The organism is Pseudomonas juntendi (assembly GCF_009932375.1).
GTDB lineage: Bacteria > Pseudomonadota > Gammaproteobacteria > Pseudomonadales > Pseudomonadaceae > Aquipseudomonas > Aquipseudomonas juntendi.
In genome coordinates this window covers 22,286-33,758 of the sequence record NZ_BLJG01000048.1, presented here as the reverse complement: position 1 = coordinate 33,758, position 11,473 = coordinate 22,286, and the positions used below count along the sequence as shown (strand labels likewise).

Annotated in this window: 12 protein-coding genes; 1 reads left to right on the top strand and 11 read right to left on the bottom strand. The window is 62.1% G+C overall.

The features are described from left to right. Window positions 1-313 precede the first annotated feature (313 nt). The 9 genes from GYA94_RS07475 to GYA94_RS07435 form a co-directional block, all read right to left on the bottom strand. On the bottom strand, window positions 314-919 hold the full coding sequence (locus tag GYA94_RS07475; RefSeq protein WP_009684717.1) for an START domain-containing protein: 606 nt from the start codon (window positions 917-919) through the stop codon (window positions 314-316). 33 nt (window positions 920-952) lie between these two features. After that, complete coding sequence (locus tag GYA94_RS07470) at window positions 953-1,207, bottom strand: YkgJ family cysteine cluster protein (RefSeq protein ID WP_009684718.1); 255 nt, start codon at window positions 1,205-1,207, stop codon at window positions 953-955. A gap of 132 nt (window positions 1,208-1,339) precedes the next feature. Then, window positions 1,340-1,795 carry a hypothetical protein gene (locus GYA94_RS07465; protein WP_110676135.1) on the bottom strand — a complete coding sequence of 152 codons (456 nt, stop codon included), beginning with the start codon at window positions 1,793-1,795 and terminating at the stop codon, window positions 1,340-1,342. Window positions 1,796-1,859: 64 nt separating this feature from the next. Further along, window positions 1,860-3,302, bottom strand: a complete 1,443-nt coding sequence (locus GYA94_RS07460) for an aminotransferase-like domain-containing protein (protein ID WP_009684720.1) — start codon at window positions 3,300-3,302, stop codon at window positions 1,860-1,862. Window positions 3,303-3,498: 196 nt separating this feature from the next. After that, a complete protein-coding gene (locus GYA94_RS07455; protein ID WP_110676137.1) occupies window positions 3,499-4,311 on the bottom strand; it encodes an OmpA family protein in 813 nt (270 codons plus the stop codon). Further along, window positions 4,308-4,661: a DUF4398 domain-containing protein gene (locus tag GYA94_RS07450; protein ID WP_029886528.1), complete on the bottom strand. Its 354-nt coding sequence runs from the start codon at window positions 4,659-4,661 to the stop codon at window positions 4,308-4,310. The genes GYA94_RS07455 and GYA94_RS07450 overlap by 4 nt, the downstream gene beginning before the upstream one ends. 9 nt (window positions 4,662-4,670) lie before the next feature. Beyond that, window positions 4,671-5,492 (bottom strand): substrate-binding periplasmic protein, encoded by an 822-nt coding sequence (locus tag GYA94_RS07445; protein ID WP_110676139.1) that lies wholly within the window; start codon window positions 5,490-5,492, stop codon window positions 4,671-4,673. A 95-nt stretch (window positions 5,493-5,587) separates the two neighbouring features. After that, window positions 5,588-6,517, bottom strand: a complete 930-nt coding sequence (locus tag GYA94_RS07440) for an electron transfer flavoprotein subunit alpha/FixB family protein (RefSeq protein ID WP_054904872.1) — start codon at window positions 6,515-6,517, stop codon at window positions 5,588-5,590. Beyond that, a complete protein-coding gene (locus tag GYA94_RS07435; protein ID WP_161892033.1) occupies window positions 6,518-7,267 on the bottom strand; it encodes an electron transfer flavoprotein subunit beta/FixA family protein in 750 nt (249 codons plus the stop codon). Between the two features lie 532 nt (window positions 7,268-7,799). On the opposite strand from GYA94_RS07435, the gene GYA94_RS07430 reads away from it, so the two are divergent. Then, window positions 7,800-9,482 carry an electron transfer flavoprotein-ubiquinone oxidoreductase gene (locus GYA94_RS07430; RefSeq protein WP_080709229.1) on the top strand — a complete coding sequence of 561 codons (1,683 nt, stop codon included), beginning with the start codon at window positions 7,800-7,802 and terminating at the stop codon, window positions 9,480-9,482. A 57-nt stretch (window positions 9,483-9,539) separates the two neighbouring features. Here the strand turns inward: GYA94_RS07430 and GYA94_RS07425 are convergent, their stop codons facing one another. Both GYA94_RS07425 and GYA94_RS07420 read right to left on the bottom strand, forming a co-directional pair. Beyond that, on the bottom strand, window positions 9,540-10,865 hold the full coding sequence (locus GYA94_RS07425; RefSeq protein ID WP_110676143.1) for an MFS transporter: 1,326 nt from the start codon (window positions 10,863-10,865) through the stop codon (window positions 9,540-9,542). Window positions 10,866-10,937: 72 nt separating this feature from the next. Further along, window positions 10,938-11,417 (bottom strand): histidine kinase, encoded by a 480-nt coding sequence (locus tag GYA94_RS07420; RefSeq protein ID WP_110676145.1) that lies wholly within the window; start codon window positions 11,415-11,417, stop codon window positions 10,938-10,940. Window positions 11,418-11,473: the final 56 nt, after the last annotated feature.

Genomic DNA, 11,473 nt, shown 5'->3' with positions numbered 1-11,473 from the left:
CACGCGGCGGATGAAAATCAATAGGCAAGTGCTCGCCCTTGCACAGACCGAGGACAAAACGGCCCGCAAGCGCAGAGGTACAAGTGGGTAAGGCGTAGGTCTTGAAGTTATAAAGCAGAAGAAAAACGCAGCACGTTTTTTATAGTTGGCGTGAGCACGAGAGGGGGCAGGAAATGGCTCACTGAGTTTGAATCTAAGCCCAAAAATTTATGCTGTCAAACTTCCAGTAACGCTCAAATAATGGCGTTCTTTTATTGACGCCGGTGCCACCTGTAGCACCATCACCTGAAGGCGCTACAGGCAGTGCGAGGCCTCAGTTTTTCTCAGCCCGTTCACGCAGCTGTTTGAGGGTATTGAACGGCGAATCCACCACGAACTTGTTGGCGACCATCGCCGGCACGCTGCCACCCGGCTCGGTATGCACCTGGTAGGTCACTTCGGTGGTGTCGCCCTTGGGCACCAGCTTCCAGAACCCTTCGACTTTAGCCACCCGCACGAAGCCCTTCTCTTCCGGCAGGTAGGTCGGCTCTTCTTTCAGGTTGCGGGTGACGCTGCCATCAGCCTCCTTGACAGTGGTGATATGCAGCACCGAATCGCGCGGCGTCACCGGCCATGGCGTATTGAACTGGGTGTAGGTCCAGCTCTGGTTACCTTCATGCTTGAGCAGCTTCTGCGATTTGCATTCGTGAATCCATGCACATGCCCCGGCCGCGTCTTCCTGCAGTGCCTCGACCTTGGCCAGCGGCGCCTTGATCACGGTCACCCCGCGATAGGCCTTGTACTTGGAGCCAGCGACTTCGCTGAGGGACACCTTGATGCCCTCCTCGTCCTTGGCCACTTGCCAGTTTTCGGCCCAGGCCGCCGGCGAAAGCAGAACACCCACGCCACACAGCAGTGCAATACGCTTTAACGATCTCATCATGTTTATCCTTGTTGTCGAAGATCCAGCCTTTCACGCCGCCGTCATCTGCTCCCACCAGCCAAGAATCCTGATCGCTTCGTCACGGTCACTGCCACACACCTCGACATCTGCCTTGAACCCGCCACACACTGCTGGCCGCTCAGGCTTGCCGAACAGGTCGCAGAGGTTGGCCGCCGTCAGGTGCAGGCAGCGCTCGCCAGCTGGCTTGCCATTGGGCATGCGCGGCATGGCAGAGGTGATGGACGGGGCAATGCAGCAGGCACCGCAGCCCTCACGGCAGTTCATGGCGATTCACCAAACTCAGGACTCCCTGAAACAAGTAACGGGACGAACGCCCCTGGATAGTACCCGCCCAAACAGGTGTTTGAAATTGCTGGCACGATGAAAAATGACATGACCCGGCAGTCAGTTTGCCCCTTACTGCCGGTACTCGAAATCGATAGCCGCACCTTCCACTTCACGGCGGCTGTCATTGCGCAGTTGCAGCTGCATTTCATTGTTGATCAAGCGGCCATTGAGCTGGAACGGGCTGTCGTCGGCTTCCGGCTTGTCCCGGAACATAGGGGGCAGCAGCGGTTTGCGGCGCTGGATCGGCGAAGGCGAACCTACGTCCGGCTCAAGGTTGTCGACCAGGTCGGTGGGCAGGCTCAGGTCCAGCTTTGCCTTGGGCAAGGGCTTGGCAACTGCCTTGCTTGGCGGTTGCGCTTTCTTGACAGGGGCTTTGCGGGTCACCGGCTTCTGCGCAGGCTTGGCGGCGTTTTTTTTCTGTGCCTGCTGGGCCTGCGCCGGCTGCGCAGCGAAGGCCAGGCCCGCGGCGGCGCAGCACGGGGCCGCAAGGCACAGAATCAGAACAAAACGACGTAATGCATTCATGGCAAATGGACAGACCCGCTGTAAAGGCTCGTATGCTCCCTGTTCCGCGGGCTGCTGGCAACCCTCACAAAAGTGTGAGCGCAGGCTCGCGGCACAGCTGCTGTGCCAGCAAGCCCAAGGTCATGACCGCCCGCTCTGCCTCCTTGTTCCACGGAATACCGCAGTTGAGGCGGATGCAGTGGTTGAACTGTTCCGTGTTACTGAATATCAACCCCGGAGCAATACTGATGCCCTGCTCCAACGCACGCACATGCAGCTCTTGCGTATTCACCCGCCCAGGCAGGCTCACCCAGAGGATGAACCCCCCGGTAGGCCGGGTCATCTGGGTACCTTCGGGGAAGTGCTGCTGCACCGCCAGCTGGTAGGCACTGAGGTTCTTGCGGTACTCCTGGCGGATATAGCGCAGCTGCCGGTCGTAGCCGCCATTCTCCAGGTACGCTGCCACGCCCATCTGGGTCACGCTGCAGGCTGAATGGGTGGTGAAAGTTTGCAGGCGCTGTATCTCGTCTTGGTAACGCCCGGCGATCATCCAGCCAACCCTCACCCCGGGAGACAAGGTTTTGGAGAAGCTCGAACAGTAGATCACCCGGTCCAGCCGATCGAAGGCTTTCAGTGCCTTGCTCTTGCCCTGCTCGAACATCAATTCGCCATAGATGTCGTCCTCGATGATCTGGATATCGAAGTCCGACGCCAGGCGCAGCAGCTGCTTTTGCCGCTCTTCCGGCACCGTACCGCCCAGCGGATTGCTCAGCCGCGCAGTCAACACCAAGGCCTTGATCGACCACTGGTTTGCCGCCAGTTGCAAGGCTTCGAGGCTGATCCCCGTGGACGGGTCGCTGGGGATCTCGATCACTTTCAAACCCAGCAGGTCCGCCAGTTGCAGCAAGCCGTAATAGGTCGGCGACTCGGCGGCGATCAGGTCCCCGGGGCGGGTCAGCACCCGTAACGACATCTGCAGGGCATCGACACAGCCGTGGGTCACGATCACCTCACGCGGGTCGACGATCACACCGGCATCGCGCATGCGAATGGCAATTTGCCGGCGCAGCGGCTCGAACCCTGGGCTGAACATGTAGCTGAAGGCGCGCGGGCTGTGGAAGCGTGTCACCTTGGCGATTTGCTGGTGCAGCGCGCGCACGGGCAGATAATCCACATGCGGCACGGCAGCGCCGAACGGGAACACACCGTCGCGGCGGGCCTCGGTCAATACCTGCTGGATGATGCTGGCACGTGTGACCAGGCCTGGGCGCTCGACCCTGGCGATATCCGGGGTCGGGGCGGTCAGGGCCGGGGTCTGGTGCACATAGTAGCCGGACTGCGGCCGCGCACGGATCAGGCCCTGGTCTTCGAGGTTGGCGTAGGCCTGCAGCACCGTGGCATGGCTGACGTTGAGCTGCGCGCTCATCTTGCGTACGGAGGGTACCCGCTCGCCTGGCTGGTAGACGCCGCGACGAATGTCATCGGCCAGTTGCTGGGCGATACGCTGGTACAGCAGCAGGTTGGTCATGGCGGGATCTCGACGCGCGGACGGGCTCGTTGTTCTTGTGCGACTCACTGACAGTAGAGGATACCGTAACAGTCAAGAAGTGTACCGGGACAGATGGTGGGGCCGCCACTGCATCTTCAGCGCCTGTGAGATCCAGCGCCGCGCGGGCAGCGCGCGATCTGATCGGCGCCGACCGCACCGAGCCGAACACACTCGTTCAACGCGCCGGCGCGAGCCTGCCCTTGTCGTCGGAAAACACAATCTCGACCCGGCGGTTCTGCGCCCTGCCCCGCTCCGAGGCATTGGCCTCGATCGGGTACTGGTCGCCGTAGCCTTCAACCTGCAGGCGCTTTTCGTCGACACCAAGGTCCACCAACATGTCGGCAACGGACTGAGCCCGGTCGTGCGACAGCTTGAGGTTTTCTTCAGGCGTGCCCGTGCTGTCGGTATAGCCCTCGATGCGTACCACGCGGTGTGGGTTGAGCTGCAGGAACTGCACCAGCTTGAGCACGGTTCGGCTGGCGGTGTTTTTCAGGTTGGCACTGCCGGTGTCGAACAGCACGTCACCCAAGGTCATCACCAGGCCGCGGTCGGCTTGCTCCGAGGCCAGCGCGGCAATTTGCGCCTCGACCCATTTGCCTTGCTGCTGAACGCTGGCCAGCTTGGCCTCGCGCAAAGCCAGCTGCAAACGCTGGCGCTCCAGGTCCAGCTTGACCTGGCGCTCCTGGTTCAGCGCCAGCTTGGCATGCTCACCGGCAATTTCGCTGTAGCGCTGGCTGAGGTAAGCGTAATGGCGCACATCGGAGCCGGTGCCGATGTAGCTGGACAAGCGCTCGGCGCGCGCCAGCGACTCGCCTGCGCGAATCACGTCACGCGGCGCGCTGCGCAACACGTCGGAATCGTCCTTGACCTTCTGGAAGGCGGCGCTGGCTTGCTCAAGCGCCGCGCTGCTACGCTGGCTGGCGCAACCCTGCAGGCCTGCCGCCAGGGCCAGCACTGCCAGTACGGCGAAGGGTGCGTGACGGTTCATGGCTGCACCTCCAGCTGCTTGCGCAGGCGCTGCACCCGCGACTGCAACAACTGCAACTGCTCTTCACTTTTCTGGTTCAGCACCTGGGCCTCGGCAAAACGCGCGTCCAGTTCCGCCTGCTCGGCGCGCATGCGCGCATCGCGGTAGTCTTCGGTCAGCATGTTGGTCCTGGCCCGCGCCAGCTTGTCTTCGGCCAGTTTCAGCGATTCGACCTGGTCGGTTGCACCGACGGCCCTGGCCTGCTCCAGCGCCTGTTCGGAAATACGCATCTGCTCGTTAGGGGCCGGGTCATTGGCGCAGCCCGCCAGGCCGAGCACGGCCAGGGCAAGGATCAGTGGTTGGGTTCTCACGCAATCTTCCTAGTGTTTGGGGGCGTCCGCCGGCACCTGCAACTGCGCTTTCCAGCGCTCGACATTGCGTTGCAGTACCGTTTCGGATGCACCGGAGATCGGCAATTCTGTCAGTTTTTTCGCCAATTGCCCACGCAACCAACTGTCATTGCACGCGGAATTGTGCGACAGCGCCAAGTACAAGCCTGGGCGGTCGACCGGCAAACCCCGCGCAATCAGGTCATTGCTCATGCCCAGGCTCTGGGCCATGGCCATACCGGCATAACGGCCAGCCAGCACGTAATCCACCTGGCCGAGCACCAGTTTCTGGAACGCTTGAGTAAGATTCTGCGCAGGCACCAGCTTCAGTTGCGCCTTGGCGAACGCAGTAAAGGCCGGCGTCAGGCGCGCCCGCTCGGACAGACTACCCTGGTAGCGGGCCAGGTCGGCCGGGCCATCGAAGGTCAGTTGCGCATCGTGCCGCGTCCACACCAGGTACTCGTTCAACTGCAACGGGGGGTGGATATAGTCCAGCGCAGTCAGTTGCTCCACCTGCATCGGCGTGTCGATCAGCAGGTCCATGCGGCCGCTGCGAACCTCTTGCAGTGCCTGTTCGCGACGCCCGGCACTGAGCACCTCCACCTTCACCCCCAGCTCGCCAGCCACCTGACGCAGCAGGTCGACGTTGGCACCGATCAGGTGCTGCGGGTCTTTCGGGTCCTGCCACGAATAGGGCGGCGCATCAGGGCTGCCGGTTGCTACCAGGCGTTCGCACTTGCCTGCCGCCATGGCCGGTGGCGCAACCAAGACCGCCATGCATGCCAGCACCCTGCCTGCTTTACGCAGCACCATTGCTCACTCCTTGTATCGCGATTGGCCCGTAACCGGCCATAAAAAAACCCGGCCCCTGTAACGGGGCCGGGTTCTTTATAAGTGAAGCAGGCGGATCAGACCAGCTTTTCCAGCTCTGGCACCGCTTCGAACAGGTCCGCGACCAGCCCGTAGTCAGCCACCTGGAAGATCGGCGCTTCTTCGTCCTTGTTGATCGCAACGATCACCTTGGAGTCCTTCATGCCGGCCAGGTGCTGGATCGCACCGGAAATGCCCACGGCGATGTACAGCTGCGGCGCGACGATCTTGCCGGTCTGGCCGACCTGCATGTCGTTGGGCACGAAGCCGGCGTCGACGGCGGCGCGCGAGGCACCCACAGCAGCACCGAGCTTGTCGGCCAGGCTGTACAGGTGGCTGAAGTTGTCACCGTTACCCATGCCACGGCCGCCGGAAACGACGATTTTGGCGGCGGTCAACTCTGGGCGGTCGGACTTGGCCAACTCTTCGCCAACGAACGCCGAGATACCGGCATCGTGCGCGGCACCGACCGCCTCGATGGCAGCCGAACCGCCTTCGGCGGCCACGGCGTCAAAGCCGGTGGTACGCACGGTGATCACCTTGATGGCCGCGCTCGATTGCACGGTGGCAATGGCGTTACCGGCGTAGATCGGGCGCTTGAAGGTGTCGGCGGACTCGACCGAGATGATCTCGGAGATCTGGTCGACGTCCAGCAGCGCAGCAACCCGCGGCAGGACGTTCTTGCCATTGGTGGTGGCCGGGGCCAGCACGTGGCTGTAACCCTTGGCCAGCTCGACGATCAGCGGCGCCACGTTCTCAGGCAGCACGTGGGCATAAGCTGCGTTATCGGCAACCAGGACCTTGGCCACGCCAGCGATCTTGGCAGCGGATTCGGCAACGCCACCAATGTTCTGGCCAGCGACCAGTACATGCACATCGCCACCGATCTTGGCAGCAGCGGCAACGGTGTTCAGGGTGGCCGGGGCTACGGCACCGTTTTCGTATTCAGCGACAACCAGGATAGTCATTTAGATTACCTTCGCTTCGTTCTTCAGCTTCTCGACCAGTTCGGCCACCGACTTGACCTTGATACCCGCGCTGCGGGCAGCCGGGGCTTCAACTTTCACGGTTTTGTTGGTGGAGGCGAGGGAAACGCCCAGCGCGTCTGGCGCAAGGGTTTCCAGCGGCTTTTTCTTGGCCTTCATGATGTTCGGCAGCGACGCGTAGCGTGGCTCGTTCAGGCGCAGGTCGGTGGTGACGATCGCAGGCAGGTTCAGGGCAACCGTCTGCAGGCCACCGTCGATTTCACGGGTGACATTCAGCTTGTCGCCAGCCACTTCCACCTTGGAGGCGAAGGTGCCCTGGGCGTAGCCGGTCAGCGCAGCCAGCATCTGGCCGGTCTGGTTGTTGTCGCTGTCGATGGCTTGTTTGCCGAGGATGATCAGCTGTGGCTGCTCCTTGTCGACAACGGCCTTGAGCGCCTTGGCCACGGCCAGGGAGTTCAGTTCATCAGCGGCTTCGACCAGGATGGCGCGGTCGGCGCCAAGGGCCAGGGCGGTGCGCAGTTGTTCCTGGGCAGTGGTCGGGCCGACCGAAACGACCACGATCTCGCTGGCAATGCCCTTCTCTTTCAGGCGTACGGCTTCTTCCACGGCGATTTCGCAGAAGGGGTTCATGGACATCTTGACGTTAGCAAGGTCGACGCCGGAGTTGTCCGCTTTGACGCGAACCTTGACGTTGTAGTCGACCACTCGTTTGACAGCTACAAGAACCTTCATGGATTCCTCGTTACTCTCCGGTGAATAGATAGTCGCCTGGGGCAAAGCCCTGCGATGCGCGTGGGTACAAGGGCACCTCTAAAAACGTACCGGGAAGCGGCATCTTCACAGTGACCGAACAGTCTTGTTCGGACCATTGCGACAAATACTCACGGGTCATTTCCTGTCGTGGCGTGTAAACTCCACTACAAACCGGCCTAAGCCCGCAAAACCCTGCTCCACACCTGGTCTTTAGAGGTGTACCTGCGCCCGGCTGCAAGCCTACGGCGAACGTAAAACCGCTCGTATCTTGACCGTAACACCCAATCCGGTCAATACGGCAAATCGGTCACCCTCCAGCCGCACTCCTGTGATTTTACTGGCCTGCGGCAAATTCAAACAAACGTTTGTATTGGACCCGCCAAGTGGTGTAGATATAATGCGCGGCCAAGACAAAACGGTGTAGTCCGTCAGTTGCGCAGCTACAGTTTCGCTCCCGTGACGAGCCACTGCGCGCATGCACCCATAAGACCCAGCAACAGCACGAGCCTTGATGAGTAGGAGAGAACCTGTGGAACGCGAATACATGGAATTCGACGTGGTCATCGTCGGCGCCGGCCCGGCGGGCCTGTCCGCCGCCTGCCGCCTGAAGCAGAAGGCCGCCGAAACCGGTAGCGAAATCAGCGTCTGCGTGGTGGAAAAAGGCTCCGAAGTCGGTGCTCACATCCTCTCCGGTGCGGTGTTCGAGCCCCGCGCGCTGAACGAGCTGTTCCCCGACTGGAAGGCACTGGGCGCGCCACTGAACACCGAAGTGAAGCGCGACGATATCTACGTGCTCAAAGACGCCGGCAGCTCGACCAAAGTGCCCGACCTGTTCGTGCCCAAAACCATGCACAACCAAGGCAACTACATCATTTCGCTGGGCAACCTGTGCCGCTGGCTGGCCCAGCAGGCCGAGAACCTGGGCGTGGAAATCTACCCCGGCTTCGCCGCCCAGGAAGCCTTGTTCGATGAAAACGGCGTGGTCCGCGGCATTGTCACCGGCGACCTGGGTGTCGACCGCGAAGGCAAGCCAAAGGACGGCCTGTATACCCCCGGCATGGAACTGCGCGCCAAGTACACCCTGTTCGCCGAAGGCTGCCGTGGCCATATCGGCAAGCAGCTGATCAAGCGCTTCAACCTCGACAGCGAAGCCGACGTGCAGCACTACGGCATCGGCCTGAAGGAAATCTGGGAAATCGACCCGGCCAAGCACGAGCAAGGCCTGGTGGTGCATACCGCTGGCTGGCCGCTGGATGTGATGGCCAAGGACAACACCGGTGGCTCGTTCCTTTACCACCTGGAAAACAACCAGGTGGTAGTCGGCCTGATCGTCGACCTGTCCTATGCCAACCCGTACCTGTCGCCCTTCGACGAATTCCAGCGCCTGAAGCACCACCCGGTGATGAGCCAATACCTCGAAGGTGGCAAGCGTATCAGCTACGGCGCCCGCGCCATCTGCAAGGGCGGCCTGAACTCCCTGCCGAAGATGGTCTTCAACGGCGGCGCGCTGATCGGGTGCGACCTCGGCACCCTGAACTTCTCGAAGATCAAGGGCAGCCATACCGCGATGAAGTCCGGCATGCTGGCCGCCGAAGCAGTGGCTGACGCCCTGGCTGCCGGGCGTGAAGGTGGCGACCTGCTCGACGGCTACGTCAGCGCGTTCAAGGCCAGCTGGCTGTACGAAGAGCTGTTCGCCAGCCGCAACTTCGGCCCGGCACTGCACAAGTTCGGCCCGCTGCTGGGGGGGGCTTTCAACTATGTCGACCAGAACTGGTTTGGCGGCAAGCTGCCGTTTACCCTGCACGACACCAAGCCGGACTACGCCTGCCTGAAGCTGGCGGCCGACTCGCAGAAAATCGACTACCCGAAACCGGACGGCAAGCTCAGCTTCGACAAGCTCAGCTCGGTATTCCTCTCCAGCACCAACCATGAAGAGGAACAACCCTGCCACCTGAAGCTGACCGACCCGAGCATCCCGATCGCCAGCAACCTGCCGCTGTACGACGAGCCCGCCCAGCGTTACTGCCCGGCCGGCGTGTACGAAGTGGTCACCCAGGAAGACGGCAACAAGCGCTTCCAGATCAACGCGCAGAACTGCGTGCACTGCAAGACCTGCGACATCAAGGACCCGGCCCAGAACATCACCTGGGTCACCCCTGAAGGCGCTGGCGGGCCGAACTACCCGAACATGTAAGCCCACCCTTGCAGCAAGAAAAAGCCCCCTGGCCTCGCGGCCCGGGGGCTTTTTCGTTCATTTGTCGACGCACATGATCGGCATGGGCTCCGCCGCGAACGCGGAAGGTTCGCGGCGGCCAAAGCAGCGGGCAGTCAGCAGCCCCACCGCGCCCATGACCAGACAGAAGCCAACGCACACCCATGGGCTCCACGGCATCAAGGCTATCAACGCCAGGGGCGTAGTGCTGGCCCACAAGGCGTAGGCCACGTTGTAGGTGAAGGAAATACCCGATACCCGGATCTGTGCCGGAAACAGCCCGACCATGACCGACGGCACCACACCCACCACCCCACAGCAGAGCCCGGCCAACGCGTAAGCCAGCCACGTCATGCCCCACTGCCCCACCAGGCTCGCATACAACGCAGCGATGCCCAGCGGCAGCAGCGCGCTGTAGATCATCAACGCCCGCCAGGCGCCCAGGCGGTCGACCAGCAGGCCGGCAAGCACACAACCGATGTTGAGAAAGACGATGCCTACGCTGCTCAGCGCGAACGTGTGCGCGGCGGACATGCCGAAGCGCTGCTGCATGACCGTCGGCGTAATCACCACCAGCACCACCACCGCCGAGGTCAGCACGCAGGTCAGCAGCGCAGCCGGAATCAACGCCCCACGATGCGCGCCCAGCACCTGGCGCAACGGGAATTTCACCGGCTGCTCCTTGCGCTCGCGCAGGGCCAGAAATACCGGCGTTTCACTCAGCCAACGGCGCAACCACACCCCGATCACGCCAAACACGCCCCCGAGCAAGAACGGGTAACGCCAGGCGTAGTCGAGAATTTCCTCGGCGCTGAAAGCCTGAGCCAACAGCGTCGCGGTCAGTGCTCCCAGCAAATAGCCAAAGGTCAACCCGGCCTGCAGGAAACCCAGGGCATACCCCCGCCGCCCCGGCGGTGCGTGTTCGGCAACGAATGTCCAGGCACTGGGTACCTCGCCGCCCACCGCAGCCCCCTGCAATATGCGCAACGCCAGCAAGATCAGCGGCGCGGCGTAACCAATCTCGGCATAGGTCGGCATTACCCCGATCAGCAGGCACGGCAGCGCCATCATCAAAATGCTCAGGCTGAACACCCGCTTGCGGCCCAGGTGGTCGGCGAAGTGAGCCATGACGATGCCACCCAGCGGCCGCGCCAGGTAACCGGTGACGAAAATCCCGAAGCTTTGCAGCAGGCGCAACCACTCCGGCATTTCCGGCGGGAAGAACAGCTGGCTGAGGGTCAGCGCGAAGAACACGAAAATGATGAAATCGTAGATTTCCAGCGCGCCGCCCAGCGCCGCCAGGCCCAGGGTCCGGTGGTCGCCGCGGCTGAACCGGGGCGGGCGAGCGGTATCGATGGCAGTCATGGCAGGGTCCGCAGATCGGCAAAGGGCAAGAGCATAACAAATGCCTGCCCGGTTGCCCTGCGCTATGCGCCGTCAGCGGTTGAACACCGTGTGCGCAAAATTGGCCCGCAGCCGTGGCCTGGCTCTGTTGCCGGCCAGGGTATCCGGCAGCGGCAACTGGCCGACCAGCACCGGGGTGTCGATGATCGCCATGAATGTTTCCAGTGCCTCGATATCGGGGGCCTGGGGCAGGCTCAAGCTTACCGCCTGGCGCTCGGCCGCGGGCACTGCGGGCACTTTCAACTGGCTGGAGTGGTAAAGCAGCGCGTGCTGGATCTGCGTGCTGACGCGACAGAACCGCGCCAGGTCGACCCCAGCGTGGCTGGCCAGCTCGATATTGCCCAGCAACAGGTTGAAGGGCTGCAAGGCGCACTGCACCAGGCGCTGCAGCTCTTCAAAGCTCTCCACCGGGGCAATCCGGTAATAGCCCAGGCCGTTGAGCAACCGCTCCAACTGCAAGCGCTGGCACGGGTGGGCGTCGGCGATGAGGATGCGCAGGGTCTTGTTTGCCATGGTCGGACCTGGGCAGTAGGTAATGGGAGCGTTCCACGACCATACTGCGCCGCTAA